Origin of the sequence: Streptomyces sp. NPDC052225 (genome assembly GCF_040679615.1) — a bacterium.
In the GTDB taxonomy this organism is placed as follows: Bacteria; Actinomycetota; Actinomycetes; order Streptomycetales; family Streptomycetaceae; genus Streptomyces.
Genome location: NZ_JBFAVD010000011.1, coordinates 200,507 through 218,496 on the forward strand (window position 1 = coordinate 200,507; position 17,990 = coordinate 218,496).

Genomic DNA, 17,990 nt, shown 5'->3' on the forward strand with positions numbered 1-17,990 from the left:
GACCCGGGTCCCGGGTCCACCCCTTCACCTGTCGGTCGCTCGTCAGCCTTTTCGCAGCACGAGTTCCGTGTTGCGGTCCCCCGGTGTGCCGGAGAGGGTCGCCCGTGAGCCCGGGGCGTTGAAGGAGAGTTCGCGGTAGAGGGCCGCGAGGCCTGTCTGGGTCAGGTCGGTGAAGTCGGTGCGGTGGGGGGCCGAGGACTCGATGAGGGTGGTGAAGAGGGAGAGCGTGCCGTCGCGGTTGTCGGCGACCTCGATGATGCGGGCCAGCTGGGGGAAGTCGACGTGGGAGGCGGTGGAGATCTCCCAGTAGCCGCGGCCCGCGCCCTGGCCGGGGTGCGGGGTGATGTCGTTCTTGTGGCTGTGGCCGTTGACCCAGGCGAGGACCGGGCGGTGGGCGGCGAGGAGGGACGCGAGTTCCTTGCCTCCGTGGCGTTGCTCGCCGGGATGGTGCGGGTCCTCGCGGAGGTTGCGCATCGTCTTGCTGGTGTGGTGGGAGAAGACGACGACGTGGTCGCCGGCGGCCGCGGCCGACTTCAACTGGGCTTTCAGCCATGCCAGTTGAGTCGCGCCGATCGAGCCCTCGTAGTGGCCGCCGGGGTCCGTCGTGTCGAGGCTGATGCCCAGGACGTCGTCGGAGACGCGGAACGCGTAGTACTGGGTGGTGGCGGCCAGGTTGGCCTGGGTGTAGCCGTGGCCGACCGGGCCGGGGCCCGTGTGGGCCGGGTCCAGGTGGGCTGCCAGGTACTGGGCCGGGGTGAAGGGGGCGCGGGACTCGTCGGGGGTGACGGAGCGCATGTGGCGGGCCTGGGAGCGCAGCAGCTCCTTGAACGCCTTGCCCCGGGGGTCGCCGCCGTTCTTGACGTTGTCCCAGATCGCCTTGGCCGCGGAGGACGGGAGGTCCATCAACTTCCGGCCGCCTGCCGCGAATTCGGCGAAGAAGCCGTCGCCGGGGGCGTAGCAGCCGCCGGGCAGTGCGTCGTGGTTGCCGACCGTGGAGTACCAGGGGAGGTTCAGGCCGGGGCTGCGCAGTTCGGCGATGGCGGCGGCGAGGAAGCCGTCGATGCGCGGGAAGTGGTGGTCGCGCTTGTCGGTGTCGCGCAGGGCGGCGTCCGGGTGCCAGTAGAGCGGGAGGCCGCTGTTCTGGACGCCCTCGTAGTGGCGCGGGTCGCCGGTGTTGGGGGTGATGCGGCCGCCGCTCATCGCCGTGAGGAACCAGTCGAGTTCGGAGCGGGCGTTGTTGTCCGTGTTGTCGCCGGTCGTCATCACGAAGTGGAGCGGCGAGGCGGTGACGGGGGCGCCGCGCAACGCGTTGACGCGCTCGACCAGGGCCACCGCTCCGGCGACCGACAGTGCCTCCTGCGGGCGCCAGGCGCTGGCGGTCTGGGAGCGCAAGTACTCGTAGCGCAACGGGTGTTGGACGTCGACCAGGTGCAGGTCGGTGAACTGGACGAAGGCGGCGAGCGCGGTGCGGCGGGCCTCGCGGCCGGAGCGCGGGGACGCCAGGTCGGAGCGGACGACGCGCTGCCAGGCGGGCCCGTCGCCGAGCCGGCGGAATCCGGAGCCGGACGCGGTCGCGACCGAGGCGAGGGTCGTGCCGCGCGTGTAGGGGGCGAGGGGCGCGGCGGGCGCCTTGCGGGAGACGGCCTGAACGGCGGTGGCCGGTCCCGAGGAGGAGGTGGCGGCGGCCGAGTCGCCGGGCCGCAGGGCGTAGCCGATCCCGGCGCTCAGCGTCACGGCGCCGGTCGCGGCCAGGATCGTACGGCGGTCGAAGTCTGCGGCGGCTTTGGTGACAGAGCGTATGCGCGGCATGGCGCGGTCTCCCCGAGTGCGAACGCATCGACAGTGGCGGCCGGGCGGCGGTGCTCGAACCGCCCGTCCGTACTGGATCGTTGGCATCGGGGATGGCCTGCGCGTTAACGGTGACGCAACGCGCGACGCCGATCACCGTACGTGGATCACCGGGGGGAGGGCACGGGTCCGCATCGTCATGCGCATGTACGTGACCGGCGCCCTGTCGGTCACTTTGCGTTCACTTTCCGGGGAAGGGAATGCCCGGTCGACCTGGTTCCGGCTGGGGGTCCGGGAGTCATCCCCCGGGAAGCTGCGGCATCTTCCGGGGAACGAGATGCCCGTTCGGCGGGCGGTCGCGCCACATGTCGAGTCCTACGTCGACGAGCTCGACCCGCGGCAGCTCGGCGACGGAGTCGAGGTCGTGCCAGGCGGCCATGTCCGTCGAGCCGTTCTCCTCGTGGCGCAGGGTGCCTCCGGTGATCTCGCCCTCGTAGACGATCCGCAGCCCGTGGAAGTCGGCGACCGTGCCGAGCTTGCGCGGGTAGCGGCGCAGCACGGAGTGGACGCCGAGCAGGGCGGTCGGCACGAGGGTGTAGCCGGTCTCCTCGTCGACCTCGCGGATCACGGTGTCGTACGGGTCCTCGCCGTGGTCCATGCCGCCGCCGGGCAGCGTCCAGCGCCGCGTCCCGTCGCCGGCGACCCAGCGGGCGAGGAGTACCTGTCCGTCGCGTACGCACACCGCGTACGCCGCCACCCTCAGCTCTTTGTGCATCCCCCGACGCTAGAGGTATCGGGAGGCGTGCGCAGGAGATACGCCCGCAGGGGCCGAGCCCGCCAACCGGTCACGTAGGCTTGAGCGGTTAGTTCCGGGAGGGAGCCCCATCATGCGTTCCGCCACGACCGGTGCCGATCCGCGGCCGCTCACCGGCGAGCCGCTCGCGCTCGACCTGCTGAACACGCGCTGGCGCCAGGACGGCGAGGTCCACGACCTGCTCGCCGACGAGGCCGGGCTCGGCGTGTGGCTGCGGGCGGCCGGCCTCGACCGCACGCCCGACGCCGCGACCCTGCGGCACACGCTGAGCGCGCGGGACGCCCTGCTCGCGGCGGTGGACGGCGCGGACGACGGCGTCGCGCGGGTGGACGCCGTGCTCGGCCACGGGCGGATCCGGGCGACGCTCACGGCGGCCGGTCCTGGCGAGGTGCCCGAGTTCGAGGACCCGGCACGGGCCCCCGGCTGGCTGGCCGCGCGGAACTACCTGGAACTGCTGCGCACCGCCCCCGACCGGATCAGGCCCTGCGCGCACGAGGCGTGCCTGCTGCACTTCCTCGACACCTCGCGCAACGGCACCCGGCGCTGGTGCTCCATGGCCCTGTGCGGCAATCGCGCCAAGGCGTCACGGCACTACGCCCGGTCACGCGAGAGCTGAACTCGCGCGCCACCGGGGGTGTTTCGGGGCGGTTTGACCTTCCTGGCGTATGGCGGAAGTACGCCATGGCCTCATCACGTCACGGGCAACTCTCCCCAAACTGTGGTCACTTACGTAAAGCTGAGCGGTCATCCGGCACCGAATTCCGGATCAATTTCGAACCAGCTCCACCCATCCATATGGTGTCTCACCTTTACGTACAGGGATGCTGATGACCCCCGATCCCCAGCGCGCACCGATATCCGGCGCGAGACGCGCGGCCCGGCTCGCGGCCGCCGCCGGCCTGGTGGCCGCCCTCACCGCGGCCGGGCCGATACCCATGGCCTTGGCCGCGGACACCGACACCGCTCCGGCCGCCGACCCGGCCGTCAAGTCCGCCGGCGACAAGCTCGGTTCGCACGACGCCGAACTGCTCGCCGACGCCAAGGCCGACCGCAAGAAGAACGTGACCCTCATGGTCGCGACCGCCCCCGGCAGGACGGAGGAGGTCGCCCGTCAGCTCGACTCCGTGAAGGGCGGCTCCGTCGGGCGGACCTACGACAAGCTCGGCTACGTACGGGCGACCGTGCCGACCGGCCGGGCCGACGCCGCCATCAAGTCCGCCGAGAAGCTCGACTCCGTGCACGGCATCGACCTGCGCCAGGAGATCGCCCTCGACGACCCGACGCCGACGGCGGACCGGGCGAAGGGCGCCTCGGACGCGGCGGCCGGCTCCTACAGCGGGCCCGGCGCGAACACCCCGGCGAAGAACCCGTACAACCCGTCCTTCGAGACGGGCGCCGTCGACTTCGTGAAGGACAACCCGAAGGCCGACGGCCGCGGTGTCACCATCGGCATCCTCGACTCCGGTGTCGACCTCGGGCACCCCGCCCTCCAGAAGACCACCACCGGCGAGCGCAAGATCGTCGACTGGGTCACCGCGACCGACCCGATCCTCGACAGCGACGCCACCTGGCGCCCGATGGTCACGCAGGTCTCAGGCCCGACGTTCACGTACGCCGGCCGCACCTGGAAGGCCGCCGCGGGCTCGTACGGGGTCAGCACCTTCTCGGAGGCGGCCACCGCCGGCGGCGACGCCAAGGGTGACGCGAACCGGGACGGCGACACCACCGACAAGTGGGGCGTCCTGTACGACGCCGCCTCGGGCACGGTGACCGTCGACCTCAACGACAACGGCGACTTCACGGACGACACCCCGATGAAGCCGTACAAGGACGGCTACCAGGTCGGCTACTTCGGCAAGGACGACCCGTCCACCGACGTCGTCGAGCGCCAGCCGTTCGTCGTGGAGATCCGCAAGGACGTCCCGATGGACCCGTACGGCGGCGACTGGGTCGGCAAGAAGGCCGACTTCGTCAACATCGGCGTCATCGAGTCGGAGCACGGGACGCACGTCGCGGGCATCACCGCGGCCAACTCCCTGTTCGGCAACAAGAACATGAACGGTGCCGCCCCCGGCGCCAAGCTCGTCTCGTCCCGTGCCTGCACGTGGACCGGCGGCTGCACGAACATCGCGCTGACCGAGGGCATGATCGACCTCGTCACCAAGCGCGGCGTCGACATCGTCAACATGTCGATCGGCGGTCTGCCGGCGCTCAACGACGGCAACAACGCCCGTTCCGAGCTGTACACGCGCCTCATCGACGAGTACGGCGTGCAGCTGGTCATCTCGGCCGGCAACTCGGGCCCGGGTGCCAACACCATCGGTGACCCCGGCCTCGCCGACAAGGTCGTCTCCGTGGGCGCCTCGATCTCGAAGGCCACGTGGGCGTCCAACTACGGCTCCCAGGTCGACAAGTCGTACGCGATGATGCCGTTCTCCTCGCGCGGCCCGCGTGAGGACGGCGGCTTCGCGCCGGTCATCACCGCGCCCGGTGCCGCGATCAACACCACCCAGACCTGGCTGCCCGGTTCGCCGGTCGCCGAGGCGGGCTACACGCTGCCGGCCGGCTACTCGATGCTCCAGGGCACCTCGATGGCGTCGCCGCAGGCCGCCGGCGCCTCGGCGCTGCTGCTCTCGGCCGCCAAGCGCGAGCACATCGGCCTGACCCCGGCGAAGCTGCGCACCGCGCTCACCTCGACCGCGCACCACATCCCGGGCGAGCAGGCGTACGCGGAGGGCTCCGGCCTGATCGACATCGTCGACGCCTGGGACTCCATCGAGGACGGGGCGAGCGCGCACACGTACACCGTGAAGGCGCCCGTCGACACCGCCATCGACTACGCGCTCAAGACGCCGGGCTTCGGCACCGGCATCTACGACCGCGAGGGCGGTCTGAAGGCCGGCGAGAAGAAGACGTACGACGTGACGATCACGCGCACGTCCGGTTCGGCCAAGCCGGTCCTGCACAAGCTGTCGCTGAAGAACAACTCCGGTGACACCTTCGCCGTCGCGGGCTCCAGCTACGTGTACCTGCCGCTGAACAAGGCCGTCACCGTGAAGGTGCAGGCCCGTCCCTCCTCGGCCGGTCTGCGCAGCGCGATCCTGAACGTCGACGACCCGAAGACCGAGGGCGTCGACCAGCAGGTCATGGCGACCGTCGTCGTCTCGACGCCGCTGGCCAAGCCGTCGTACACGTTCACCGCCAAGAGCTCCGTGCAGCGCAACAGCACGAAGTCGTACTTCCTGACGGTGCCCGAGGGCGCGTCCGCGCTCCAGGTGCGGATGAGCGGTCTCGCCGACAAGAGCCAGACCCGCTTCATCTCCATCCACCCGTACGGGGTGCCGGTCGACGACACGTCGACGCCGAGCTGCTACCCGAACTACAACCCGGCCAACACCTGCCGTCCCGACCTGCGTTCGTACGCGGACCCGCAGGCCGGTGTCTGGGAGATCGAGGTCGAGTCGCGCCGTACGTCGCCGCTGCTCGACAACCCGTACACGCTGGACGTGTCCGTGCTCGGCGCCGCGTTCGACCCGGCCGTGCAGACGCTGCCCGAGGCGAAGGTCAACACCCCGGCCGCCGTCTCGTGGAAGGTCACGAACAACTTCGCGGCCATCAGCGGCGGCAAGCTCCAGGGCGGTGCGCTCGGCTCGTCGAAGACCGCGCGTCCGACCATCGCGAACGGTGCCACGCAGACGTCCACGGTCGACGTGCCCGCGGGCACCGACAAGCTCGACGTCACGATCGGCAACGTCTCCGACCAGGCCGCCGACCTGGACCTCACGGTCTACGACGCGTCCGGGAAGGTCGTCGCCCAGTCCGCCGACGGCGACTCGGAGGAGTCGGTGAGCATCGCGAAGCCGGCCGCCGGCACGTACACGGTGGAGGTCGCCGGTTACTCGGTGCCGTCCGGTTCGACCGCGTACGACTACGTCGACGTCTTCTTCTCCCCGTCGCTCGGCACGGTGAAGGTCGACGAGACGAAGACGGTCTCGCTGGCCAACGGGGCGTCCACGGACGTCTCCGCCGAGGTCACGGCCGCGGCCGCGGCGCCGGAGGGCCGGGAGTTCTTCGGCCAGGTGCAGCTGCTCAACGAGCGCGGTGTCGCCGCGGGCGTCGGCAGCGTGAAGATCGAGAAGGTCACGCCGTAACGGCCTGAATGATCCGGGGGGGCGGGCGCCATGGGCGTCCGCCCCCTTCGCCGTCCCGGTCAGCCGCGGCCCAGGTTCGGCCCCGGGCACGTCAGGTCGCGGGCCTCGGGCAGCGCCTTGACCAGCTCGGGCCGTACGTCGCCCACGCCCCGCCCGAGCTCCCAGTCCTGCCCGTCCTCGGGGTACAGCGGGACGGTGATCAGGGCGAGCGTGCCGGGTTTCAGCTCCTTGCGGGCCGCCCCGTCGAGCGTGAGGCTCACCGTCGGGTACGTCGCGGCCGACCGCTCCGGCCGGTAGTAGCGCTTCACCTTCAGGACGACCTGTACGTCTCCGTCGTCGCGCGGCGTGACGCTGCGCACGGTGCCTTCGACCGTCCAGCGCGAGCAGGCCAGTTGCAGGGCGCGGAAGTGCGTGATGCCGCCCTTCGCCGACTTGTCCTGGGCGGCGGAGCCCGCGGCGTCGTCGTTCCCGCCGCCAGGCGCGTTGGCGCCCAGCCACAGCAGTCCGCCCACGAACGAGGCCGCGCAGGCCACGGCCAGCGCGCCGAGGGCGATACGCAGCGGGCGGCGCCTGCGGACGGGGGCGCGTGCGGGCGCGCGTACAGGAGCCGGAGCCGGTGCGGGGCGGGAGGCCAGTGCGTCGCCGAGGCCCTTGACCTGGTCCCGCAGCAGCGCGATGTCGGCCGCCACGGCCGCCGCGTCGGGATCGTCGTCCGGCAGCGGCTCCCCGGTCAGGGCGAGCATCAGAAGCTGGTCCTCGCGGGCATCGCCGGTCACGTCACACCACCTCCTGCTCGTGCAGCCGGGCCCTGAGCGCACGGACCGCGGTGTGCAGCCGGCTCTTGACGGTGCCCTCGGGCACGCCGAGCTCGGCCGCGATGTCCCTGACCGGCAGATCCGCGTAGAACCGCAGAACCACGACCTGCCGCTGCTGGTCGGGCAGCTCGTCGAGGCCCTTCGCCACGGCGAGGGAGAGGACGCGGGTGTCGGCGGCGTCCCGGGCGTCCTCCTGGCGCAGCGAGGCCAGGCGCTCGCCGAGCCGTTCCTGGCGGCGGCGCGCCCGGTGCCAGTCCATGGCCAGGTTCGAGGCGACGACCGCCGCCCACGCGGAGACGTCGCGCGGCTCCTCCTGCCCCTTCGCCGCCCGTTCCAGGAGCCGCAGCCGCACCTGCTGGACGCCGTCCGGAAGATCCGCGTACGGCACGCCGCCCAGCGACAGCACGGCCCGCACCCGGTCCTCGACGGCCTTGTCCAACGGGTCGCCCGGCCGTCCCCTCGGCTTTCTGCGCAGCACTGACCCTCCCCTCCCACCCCTTTGCCCTACGACGCCGTACGCCACGAAAACGTTCGCCGTGTGCCATGAGCATGCTGGGGGATGCGCTGTGGGATGTACCACGCCGTCCCGACCACCGGACAATGGATTGGACAAGGCGGGCCTGGACAGACGCATCATGGACGCACCCGCAGGCCGGAGGGCCGCTCGCACGTACGGAGGAAGTTCCTGTGAAGGTCGGAATCGTCGGAGCCACCGGTCAGGTCGGCACGGTCATGCGCAAGATCCTCGCCGAGCGGGACTTCCCGGTGGACGAGCTGCGCCTGTTCGCGTCGGCGCGCAGTGCGGGCAAGGTCCTGGACGGCGTGACGATCGAGGACGCGGCGACGGCCGACTACACGGGCCTCGACATCGTGCTGTTCTCCGCGGGCGGCGCCACCTCCAAGGCCCTCGCCGAGAAGGTCGCCTCGCAGGGCGCCGTCGTGATCGACAACTCCTCCGCCTGGCGCAGGGACCCCGAGGTGCCGCTCGTCGTCTCCGAGGTCAACCCGCACGCGATCGCGGACCGCCCCAAGGGCATCATCGCCAACCCGAACTGCACGACGATGGCCGCGATGCCGGTCCTCAAGCCGCTGCACGCGGAGGCGGGCCTCGAAGCCCTCGTCGTCGCCACGTACCAGGCGGTCTCCGGCTCCGGTCTCGCCGGTGTGGAGGAGCTGTTCGAGCAGGTCCAGAAGGTCGGCGAGGACGCCCCGAAGCTCACGCACGACGGCTCGGCCGCCGAGTTCCCCGCGCCGAACAAGTACGTCGCGCCCATCGCCTACAACGTGCTGCCGATGGCCGGCTCCATCGTCGACGACGGCCTGAACGAGACGGACGAGGAGCAGAAGCTCCGCCACGAGTCCCGCAAGATCCTGGAGATCCCCGAGCTGAAGGTCTCCGGCACCTGCGTGCGCGTCCCGGTCTTCACCGGTCACTCGCTCCAGATCAACGCCCGCTTCGCCCGGCCGCTGAGCCCGGAGCGCGCCACCGAGATCCTCTCCTCGGCCGAGGGCGTCGTCGTCACGGACGTACCGACGCCGCTGGTCGCCGCGGGCAAGGACGACTCGTTCGTCGGCCGTATCCGCAATGACGAGACGGTGGAGAACGGTCTGGCGTTCTTCGTCTCCGACGACAACCTCCGCAAGGGCGCCGCGCTGAACGCGGTGCAGATCGCGGAGCTCGTCGCGCAGGAGCTGTCCGCCAAGCAGTGATCAGGGGGCTGTCGGCCGCCGCACCGCGTAGTGCAGGCAGCCGTACTCCAGCGCCCTGACATGTACGAGCACCACGGCCGGGTCGGCGAACGCCTCATCGAGGGCGGCGTCGAACCCGGCCGTCGCGTTCTGCGGGATCTCCAGGAGCGCGCCGCCCGCGATGTGCCCGCGGGCGTCGTAGCGCCGCAGGGTGCGCCGCGCTCCGGGCCGGTCGAACGGGTAGCGGCCGGGGTCGGGGGTGTACCCGGGGCAGTCCTCGTCCGTGACGTGGATGAAGACGGGGCCCTGTTCGTCGTACGCCCCAGGACGCGCGCCCGTCTCAGCCGCCCAGCGCCGCAGCGGCGCGTACGAGACGAGGGCGATCCGCTCGCACTCCTCGACGGGCTTGAGACAGCAGCGCAGCGGGGAGCCCGCCTCGGCGGTGGTCGCGGTGTACGGGACGCAGGGGCGGCCCGCGTCGTCGGTCGTGCGCAGCTCCTCGAGGGCCACGGCGTCGATGGGCAGTGCGGTGTACCTGGTCATACGTCCAGGCTGGCTTCGCGCGCCCGTGTTCACCGGCGGAAAACGGACATCGCGTTCGCCCATCCCGCGTGGAAGGATGACCGAAAACGTCATGAACGTAGACCGCACTAGGAGATGACCGCGTGCCTGGCACCAATCTGACCCGTGAAGAGGCGCAGCAGCGGGCGAAGCTGCTCACCGTTGACTCTTACGAGATCGATCTCGACCTCTCGGGCGCGCAGGAGGGCGGCACGTTCCGGTCCGCGACCACCGTGCGCTTCGACAGCGCCGAGGCGGGCGCCGAGACCTTCATCGACCTCATCGCGGACGCCGTGCACGAGGTGGTCCTCAACGGCCGCTCGCTGGATGTCGCCGCCGTCTTCCGTGACTCGCGGATCGCCCTTGCCCACCTGGAGGCGGGCCCGAACGAACTGCGGGTCGTCGCCGACTGCGCGTACACCAACACCGGTGAGGGCCTGCACCGCTTCGTCGACCCGGTCGACCAACAGGCCTACCTGTACACGCAGTTCGAGGTCCCGGACGCCCGCCGCGTCTTCGCGTCCTTCGAGCAGCCGGACCTCAAGGCCACCTTCCAGTTCACGGTGAAGGCGCCCACCGGCTGGACCGTGATCTCCAACTCCCCCACGCCGGAGCCCAAGGACGACCTCTGGGTCTTCGAGCCGACGCAGCGCATGTCGACGTACATCACGGCGCTCATCGTCGGCCCGTACCACAGCGTCCACTCCTCGTACGAGGGTCCGGGCGGCCAGAGCGTGCCGCTGGGCATCTACTGCCGCCCGTCGCTCGCCGAGCACCTCGACTCGGACGCGATCTTCGAGGTGACGCGGCAGGGCTTCGACTGGTTCCAGGAGAAGTTCGACTACAAGTACCCCTTCCCCAAGTACGACCAGCTGTTCGTCCCCGAGTTCAACGCGGGCGCGATGGAGAACGCGGGCGCGGTCACCATCCGCGACCAGTACGTGTTCCGCTCGAAGGTGACGGACGCCGCGTACGAGGTGCGCGCGGCCACGATCCTGCACGAGCTGGCGCACATGTGGTTCGGCGACCTCGTCACCATGGAGTGGTGGAACGACCTGTGGCTGAACGAGTCGTTCGCGACGTTCGCCGAGGCCGCCTGCCAGGCGTACGCGCCGGACTCGAAGTGGCCGCACTCGTGGACGACGTTCGCCAACTCCATGAAGACGTGGGCGTACCGCCAGGACCAGCTCCCGTCCACGCACCCGATCATGGCGGACATCACCGACCTCGACGACGTGCTCGTCAACTTCGACGGCATCACGTACGCGAAGGGTGCCTCGGTCCTCAAGCAGCTCGTCGCCTACGTCGGCATGGACGAGTTCTTCCAGGGCGTGCAGGCGTACTTCAAGCGGCACGCGTTCGGCAACACGCGGCTTTCGGATCTGCTCGGCGCTCTTGAGGAGACCAGCGGCCGTGACCTGAAGTCGTGGTCGAAGGCGTGGCTGGAGACGGCCGGCATCAACGTCCTGCGGCCCGAGATCGAGACGGACGAGCACGGCGTCATCACGTCGTTCGCGATCCGCCAGGAGGCCCCCGCGCTGCCCGAGGGCGCCAAGGGCACGTCGACGCTGCGCCCGCACCGCATCGCGATCGGCTTCTACGACCTCGACGACGACAGCGGCAAGCTGCTGCGCGGCGAGCGCGTCGAACTCGACGTCACCGCGACGGAGTTGACGCAGGTCCCCGACCTCGTCGGCAAGCGCCGCCCGGCCGTGATCCTGCTCAACGACGACGACCTGTCGTACGCGAAGGTCCGCCTCGACGAGCAGTCCCTCGCCTTCGTCACCGAGCACCTCGGCGACTTCGAGTCGTCGCTGCCGCGCGCGCTGTGCTGGGCGTCGGCGTGGGACATGACGCGCGACGCCGAGCTGTCGGCCAGCGCGTACCTCGACCTCGTCCTGTCGGGCATCGCCAAGGAGTCCGACATCGGCGTCGTCCAGTCCCTGCACCGTCAGGTGAAGCTGGCCATCGACCTGTACGCGGCCCCCGCCCACCGGGACACGCTCCTCGCCCGCTGGACCGAGGCCTCGCTCACGCACTTGCGTACGGCCGAGGCGGGCAGCGACCACCAGCTGGCCTGGGCCCGCGCCTTCGCGGCGACGGCCCGCACCCCGCAGCAACTCGACCTGCTCGTCGCCCTGTTGGAGGGCCGCGAGTCCATCGAGGGCCTGGCCGTCGACACCGAGCTGCGCTGGGCGTTCGTGCAGCGCCTCGCCGCGACCGGGCGGTACGACGAGGCGGAGATCGGCGCGGAGTACGACCGCGACAGGACCGCCGCGGGGGAGCGCCACGCGGCGACCGCGCGCGCGGCGCGGCCGACGCCGGAGGCCAAGGCGGAGGCGTGGGCGTCGGTCGTCGACTCCGACCAGCTGCCGAACGCGGTGCAGGAAGCGGTGATCGGCGGCTTCGTCCAGACCGACCAGCGGGAGCTGCTCGCGCCGTACACCGAGAAGTACTTCGCGGCGCTCAAGGACGTCTGGGACTCGCGCTCGCACGAGATGGCTCAGCAGATCGTGGTGGGCCTGTATCCGTCGGTGCAGGTGTCTGGCGACACTTTGGCGCTGACGGATGAGTGGCTGTCGTCGGCGGAGCCCAGCGCTGCGCTGCGGCGGCTGGTGTCGGAGTCGCGGTCCGGGGTGGAGCGCGCGCTTCGGGCGCAGGCCGCGGACGTGTAGCCGGATTCCGTTCCCGTCTGCCGGGTCGCTGTCTGATTGCGGACTGCGGCCCGGTGGGGGCTGGTCGCGCCCCGCGGCGGAGCCGCTAATGACACAGCCCCGCGCCCCTGAAATGCAGACGCTTCGCGTCGCATTTCCCCGATAGAGGCTGAGGTCATCGGGGAGATGCCGCACCGAAGGTGCGCATCTCAGGGGCGCGGGGAACTGCGCGACCAGCCCCCACGCACCCGCACCCGGCGACGAACCGGTGTCACCCCCGACGGAACCGCTCCTCCAGCGCCGAGCGCCCCGCCTCCGTCAGAACGCCGTGCACCCGCATCCGCGCCACACCCCCGTCAGGGAACGCGTCCAACCGCACATGCGTCGCCACCGCCTGCGCGGCCAGCGGAAAACGGTGCAGCGTGTCGGGCTGCAACCGGGTCCGCGGGATGATCTCGAACCACTCCCCCGTCTCCCCGTTCCGCCCGCTCAACGCGATCCACCCGGCCGAATTCCCCTTCAGATACGCCGTGTCGATCTCGACGGCCCGGATCGCCCCCTGGGCGGCGAGCCGGAACCGCACCCAGTCGTTCGTGCCGTGCACGCGGCGCCGCCGGTTCTCCCAGCCGTCGTCCATCTTCCGTGACGTACCGGGCAGGATGATCTGCGTCGGCGACGAGTAGAACTTGTCGGACGCGTCCTCGTACACACCCCCGTTGAGTACGGAGACGAGGTCGAACGTGCCGAGCAGGCCGAGCCACTCCGGATCAGGGACGACCTCGCCGTGAACCCGCAGCCGCGCGATCCCGCCGTCGGGGTGCTGGCAGACGCGGACGTGCGTGTAGCGGCGCTCGGAGGTGACGGCGAACGCGTTGGCGGCGTGGCCGCGGACCTGGCTCGGCGGGACGATCTCCTCCCACTTCACGTCGTCGGCGAGCAGTTCGTCGGGGCCGGGGGCGCCCGGCACCGAGGCGGCCTGGAGGCTGACGCGCTGCGGGTAGTTGCCGCGGAAGTGGGCGGTGTCGACGATCACGCCGCGGACGACACCGGCGGCGCCGAGCCGCACGATCGCCCAGTCGTGGTCCTCGGGGGCCGGGAACGGCGAGTCGGCGGTGCCGCGCCGGCGCCGGGTCTCCCAGCCGTCCATGACCTTGCCCTTGTGCCCGAAGTGCTCGGGGTCGAAGACGGCCCGCTCGCGCACGAGGAGGTTCTCGCGCATCGCGAAGAACTCGTCGTTGGCGGCGATGACCCCGGCGCCGAGCCGCCGGTCGGCGAGGTCGACGAGGTCGGTGAAGGCGTCGGCGTCACCGAAGGTGCGGTAGTCGGCGTACGGGTCGCCGCCGCCGTAGGGGGCGGCGTCGTTGGCGTGCGGATCCTGGTCGTTCGGGGCCTGGGCGTTCGGGGTCGTCGTCATGGACCCACCATCGGACCGGGCGACCCCTCAGGTCCATCGAAAGTTTTCGAGGATCCTTTTCAGCAGAACTGAACGTTTGTCTACGAGACCCGCAACGCGTCCAGCACCCGCCGCACGGCACCGCCCTCCTCCGCCCCCTTCCGCACGGCCGCCACCACATGCCGTACGGGCCGGTCGGCGCCCAGCGCGCACATGGTGACGCCGTCCCGCCGCGCCGCCGCCATCCGCGGCACCAGGGCGACACCCATCCCCGCCTCCACCATGGCGAGGATCGCCGTCCACCCGGCCGCGCTGTGGGCCTGCTCGGGCACGAACCCGGCGGCCTCGCAGGCGGCGGTGGTGATCTCCGACCAGGGCCCGGACCCGCCGAAGATCCACGGTTCACCGGCGAGGTCGGCGAGCCGCAGCTCCGGCTCGGCGGCGAGCGGGTGCCCGGCGGGCAGGGCGACGTCCAGCGGGTCGGCGAGCAGCGGCACCCGGGTGAACTTCGGGTCGCGGGCGGTCGGCGCGTGCGCGGCGAGGGACAGGGCGAGGTCGACGTCACCGGCGGCAAGCAGTTCGTACGCCTCCCCCGCCTCGGCCTCGCGCACCCGCACGGTGATCCCCGGGTGCGCGGCGCGCAGCGCCCGTACGGCGGGCACGACGAGGGCGGGCACGGCGGTGGAGAACGCGGCGACCCGCACGACGCCCACCTCCCCGTGCGCGTACGCGGCCAACTCGGCGTCGGCGCGCTCCAGTTGGGCGAACACGGCCTCGGCGTGCCGCAGCACCAGATACGCGGCATCGGTGAGCCGCACGCGCCGCCCCTGCGCTTCGAGCAGCGTCACACCGAGCTGCTTCGCCAGATTCGTGAGCTGCTGCGAGACGGCGGACGGCGTCATGAGCAGGGCCTGCGCGGTGGCGGTCACGGTCCCGCGCTCGCGCAGGGTGCGCAGGATGACCAGCTTCTTCACGTCCCACCGGTCGGGCCCCGGCACTCGCTCGCTCATACGGCACAACGTAACGCGGCCTACGCTGAGCCCATGACGCGGACGAACACGGTACGGATCCGCCCGGCCCGCCCCGAGGAGGCGCCGGAGCTCACGGCGCTGGCCCTGCGATCGAAGGCGCACTGGGGGTACGACGAGGCGTTCATGGCGGCGTGCGTGGCCGAGCTGACGCTCACGCCGGAGGACATCGCGCCGCGCCGCACGGCGGTGGCGGAGTCCCCCGACGGCGGCCGGATCCTGGGCCTCGCGACGCTCGAAGGGGAGCCGCCCCGGGGCGAGTTGGGCCTGATGTTCGTGGCCCCGGAGGCGATGGGGCTGGGTGTGGGCCGGCTCCTCTTCGAGCACGTACGCACGGCGGCGGCAGCCGAGGGCTTCACGACGATTCGCTGGGCGGCGGACCCGAACGCGGTGCCGTTCTACGAGGCGATGGGCGGCCGCCACACGGGAACGATCCCGTCGGGCTCGATCCCGGGCCGCACCCTCCCCCTCATGGAGCTGGGCGTGTGACGACGCCCAGCCACTCCACCAGCAACCGACCGACCTCGTCGGCGCGCTCCTGCTGGATCCAGTGCCCGGCGCCGTCGAGCAGATGCGAGCCGACGAGCCCGGGGAGCGTCTTCGGGAACGCGTCGATGGCGTCGCGGAGCCACATGGTGGAGGCGTCCCGGGTGCCGCCGACGAACAGCGAGGGCTGCTCGATCGGCGCCCCGTCGAAGCGGGCCAGATCCTCCCAGTCCCGGTCCATGTTCCGGTACCGGGCGAGGGCTCCCCGCATCCCCGTACGCTCGAACTCCCCGGCGTACACGTCGAGTTCGGCCTCCCCCAGCCACTCCGGGAGCCGGCCCGGGAACCGGTCCCGCATCCGCCCGCCGCGCGTGACGAAGTGCGGATCGGGGGCGTCGGGTCCCGGCATGGTGTCGGCGGACAGCGCGGCGTAGAACCCGGCGAGCCACCCCCGCACATCCGGCTCGATCTCCGCCTCCGCGCGCCCCGCCTCCTGGAAGTACGACACGTAGAACTCCTGCTCCCCGCCCGCCATCCCGGCGAACACCTCACTGGGCCGGGGCCCGCCGCGCGGGGCGAACGGCACGCTCAGCATCCCGACGGCACGGAACACGTCGGGCCGCGCGAGGGCGGAGTTGGCGGCGATCCCGGCACCCCAGTCGTGCCCGACGACCACGGCACTCGTCTCCCCCAGCGCCTCGACGACGGCAACGCCGTCCTCGACGAGCTCCAGCATCCGGTACGCCTCGACCTCGTCGGGCCGCGACGACCGCCCGTACCCGCGTACGTCGACGGCGACGGCCCGATACCCGGCGCGGGCAAGGACGGGCAACTGCCGCCGCCACGAGTACCAGGACTCCGGGAACCCGTGAACGAGCAGTACGAGGGGCCCCTCCCCTTGCTCCACGAGGTGGATCCGTCCGGCGGGCGAGGGGACGAGCCGGTGGACGGGGTCGGGGACGGGTGCGTGGGCGGACGGCGGCTGCACCATGGAGACCTCCGGATACGGGATGCGGATACGGCTACGCGTAGGCAACACCTCGATCATGCCTCCGGGTCCCGGCCGCCCCGCGCCCGTTTTGCCGTTCCGGCAAACGCCGGTCAGTTGATGATCTCGGCCCGTCCGTCCGCCCGCATCGCGTCGAGGCGGTCCCGCCACGCCTGAAGGGCCTCGGGCGTCTGGCGCACCCAGTCGGTGACCTCCCCGATGATCCGGAGCGGTTCGCTGCTGCGGTAGGAGCGCGTGGGATTGCCGGGGAACTTCTTGTCCGTGACGTTGGGGTCGTTCTCGAACTCCCCGGTCGGCTCGACGAGGTACACGCGCGGCTCACCGTCCCCGGCGGCCAGCTCGGCGGCAAGTCCCGCGCCGTCGCGCAGCGCGGTGAAGTAGATGTGGTTCATCACGATCTCGGGCCGGTAATTGGACCGAAAGCCGGCGGTGAGCTCGTCCCCGACCCGAAGCTCGGCCTTGGTCCCGTGAAAGAACGGCCCCTCATCCAACACGTCGTCCATCGCCGCAGGCTATCAACGAGGGGGCGCTTCAGAGCGAGTCGATGAACGTGGCCCATGCGGTGCGGGGGACGGTGATCACGGGGCCGGTGGGGTTCTTGCTGTCGCGGATCGGGAGGCGGGGGCCGGGGATGTTGTCGGCGACCTCCAGGCAGTCGCCGCCCCCGCCGTTGCTCCGGCTGGACTTCCGCCAGACGGCCGTCCTCAGGTCGGCTCCGGGGTGCGTGCGCATGATCGGTACTCCTCAATCGCTGTCTGGATCAGGTCGATTGACGCCTCGGGGGTCAGCGCCTTGACGCGCAACAGGTCGTACCGGAAAGAGTAATCCGACACCGCCTCGGCGGACTCCACGAGGCTGCCGGAGTCGATTCCCTCGCGGTAGACCACGTCCGATCCCCGCGGGAAGGACAGAATGGTGAGCGATCCTCCCTCCAGACCTCGGGCACCCGCCGAGAAGGGCAACACCTGGATCGTGACGTCGGGTTGTCCCGCCGCCTGGGCAACACGCTCCAGTTGGCGGACCATCACCGAGGCGCCGCCCATCGGGCACCGGATCACCGCCTCGTCCAGCACTGCCCACAAGAGCGGAGGCTCCTCCCGGCGCAGGATGCGTTGCCTCGCGACGCGGGCAACGACCAGCTCCTCCACCTGTTCCGCCGACAGCCTGGGGCGCGAAGCGCCGATCAGCGCGCGGGCGTAGGACTCTGTCTGCAAGATGCCGGGGATCGTCTGCGCCATGTACTTGTGCATCTTCGACGCCCGCTGCTCAAGCTCCATGAAGCGCCGCGCGTAATCGTCGATGCTGCCGCTGACAGCCAGGAGCCAGAGCCGTTCAAGGAGCCCCCGCGCCCCCAGCGCCTCGTCCAGCGCCGCGGCCACCGACTCCTTCGGGAACTTCTCCCCCCTCTCGATACGGCTCACGTAGCCCTTGTCGCACCGGGCGACCTCCCCCACCCGCGTCAGCGAGAGCCCCGCCTCCTCCCTCAGGCGCCGCGCCTCGGACGCGAACATCCCGCGGGCCGTCACGAACAGGATCGAGTCGTCCGGCGCAGCGGTCACGGCACCAACCCCCTTGCTTGCACGCCTGCTTGGGCAACGCTCC

General features: G+C 71.3%; 16 protein-coding genes. 5 read left to right on the forward strand and 11 right to left on the reverse strand.

The window, feature by feature from the left end; all coding sequences use genetic code 11:
* Nucleotides 1-42 precede the first annotated feature (42 nt).
* Nucleotides 43-1,809, reverse strand: coding sequence for a TIGR03767 family metallophosphoesterase (locus AB0L37_RS18750; protein WP_365506124.1), 1,767 nt, complete (start codon nt 1,807-1,809; stop codon nt 43-45).
* 277 nt (nt 1,810-2,086) lie between these two features.
* Nucleotides 2,087-2,563, reverse strand: coding sequence for an NUDIX hydrolase (locus AB0L37_RS18755; protein ID WP_365506127.1), 477 nt, complete (start codon nt 2,561-2,563; stop codon nt 2,087-2,089).
* Between the two features lie 112 nt (nt 2,564-2,675).
* Here AB0L37_RS18755 and AB0L37_RS18760 point away from each other — a divergent pair, with 112 nt between their 5' ends.
* Together AB0L37_RS18760 and AB0L37_RS18765 are read left to right on the forward strand one after the other, a co-directional pair.
* Nucleotides 2,676-3,218, forward strand: coding sequence for a CGNR zinc finger domain-containing protein (locus AB0L37_RS18760; protein ID WP_365506130.1), 543 nt, complete (start codon nt 2,676-2,678; stop codon nt 3,216-3,218).
* A 211-nt stretch (nt 3,219-3,429) separates the two neighbouring features.
* Nucleotides 3,430-6,753: a S8 family serine peptidase gene (locus AB0L37_RS18765; RefSeq protein ID WP_365506133.1), complete on the forward strand. Its 3,324-nt coding sequence runs from the start codon at nt 3,430-3,432 to the stop codon at nt 6,751-6,753.
* A 59-nt stretch (nt 6,754-6,812) separates the two neighbouring features.
* On the opposite strand, the gene AB0L37_RS18770 is transcribed toward AB0L37_RS18765, so the two are convergent.
* Nucleotides 6,813-7,529, reverse strand: a complete 717-nt coding sequence (locus tag AB0L37_RS18770) for a hypothetical protein (protein WP_365506135.1) — start codon at nt 7,527-7,529, stop codon at nt 6,813-6,815.
* Nucleotide 7,530: 1 nt separating this feature from the next.
* Nucleotides 7,531-8,046, reverse strand: coding sequence for a sigma-70 family RNA polymerase sigma factor (locus AB0L37_RS18775; RefSeq protein ID WP_365506138.1), 516 nt, complete (start codon nt 8,044-8,046; stop codon nt 7,531-7,533).
* A 209-nt stretch (nt 8,047-8,255) separates the two neighbouring features.
* Between AB0L37_RS18775 and AB0L37_RS18780 the strand changes: the two genes are divergently transcribed.
* Entirely contained in the window at nt 8,256-9,278 is a 1,023-nt protein-coding gene (locus AB0L37_RS18780; RefSeq protein WP_365506141.1) for an aspartate-semialdehyde dehydrogenase, read from the forward strand.
* Here AB0L37_RS18780 and AB0L37_RS18785 read toward each other — a convergent pair whose 3' ends face one another.
* A complete protein-coding gene (locus AB0L37_RS18785) occupies nt 9,279-9,800 on the reverse strand; it encodes a DUF1203 domain-containing protein (RefSeq protein WP_365506144.1) in 522 nt (173 codons plus the stop codon).
* A 122-nt stretch (nt 9,801-9,922) separates the two neighbouring features.
* Between AB0L37_RS18785 and pepN the strand changes: the two genes are divergently transcribed.
* Nucleotides 9,923-12,493: an aminopeptidase N gene (gene pepN / locus AB0L37_RS18790; RefSeq protein ID WP_365506146.1), complete on the forward strand. Its 2,571-nt coding sequence runs from the start codon at nt 9,923-9,925 to the stop codon at nt 12,491-12,493.
* A 250-nt stretch (nt 12,494-12,743) separates the two neighbouring features.
* Here pepN and alc read toward each other — a convergent pair whose 3' ends face one another.
* Both alc and AB0L37_RS18800 read right to left on the reverse strand, forming a co-directional pair.
* Nucleotides 12,744-13,886: an allantoicase gene (gene alc, locus AB0L37_RS18795; protein WP_365506149.1), complete on the reverse strand. Its 1,143-nt coding sequence runs from the start codon at nt 13,884-13,886 to the stop codon at nt 12,744-12,746.
* Nucleotides 13,887-13,966: 80 nt separating this feature from the next.
* Nucleotides 13,967-14,875, reverse strand: coding sequence for a LysR family transcriptional regulator (locus AB0L37_RS18800; protein WP_365506152.1), 909 nt, complete (start codon nt 14,873-14,875; stop codon nt 13,967-13,969).
* 33 nt (nt 14,876-14,908) lie between these two features.
* Here AB0L37_RS18800 and AB0L37_RS18805 point away from each other — a divergent pair, with 33 nt between their 5' ends.
* Entirely contained in the window at nt 14,909-15,382 is a 474-nt protein-coding gene (locus AB0L37_RS18805; protein ID WP_365506154.1) for a GNAT family N-acetyltransferase, read from the forward strand.
* On the opposite strand, the gene AB0L37_RS18810 is transcribed toward AB0L37_RS18805, so the two are convergent.
* From AB0L37_RS18810 to AB0L37_RS18825, 4 genes are all read right to left on the reverse strand, one after another.
* On the reverse strand, nt 15,363-16,370 hold the full coding sequence (locus AB0L37_RS18810) for an alpha/beta hydrolase (protein ID WP_365506235.1): 1,008 nt from the start codon (nt 16,368-16,370) through the stop codon (nt 15,363-15,365). The genes AB0L37_RS18805 and AB0L37_RS18810 overlap by 20 nt on opposite strands.
* A gap of 110 nt (nt 16,371-16,480) precedes the next feature.
* Complete coding sequence (gene arr, locus AB0L37_RS18815) at nt 16,481-16,891, reverse strand: NAD(+)--rifampin ADP-ribosyltransferase (protein WP_365506157.1); 411 nt, start codon at nt 16,889-16,891, stop codon at nt 16,481-16,483.
* A gap of 28 nt (nt 16,892-16,919) precedes the next feature.
* Nucleotides 16,920-17,120, reverse strand: coding sequence for a DUF397 domain-containing protein (locus tag AB0L37_RS18820; protein ID WP_365506160.1), 201 nt, complete (start codon nt 17,118-17,120; stop codon nt 16,920-16,922).
* Nucleotides 17,093-17,947, reverse strand: a complete 855-nt coding sequence (locus tag AB0L37_RS18825) for a helix-turn-helix transcriptional regulator (RefSeq protein WP_365506163.1) — start codon at nt 17,945-17,947, stop codon at nt 17,093-17,095. Before AB0L37_RS18825 ends, AB0L37_RS18820 begins: the two co-directional genes overlap by 28 nt.
* Nucleotides 17,948-17,990 lie beyond the last annotated feature (43 nt).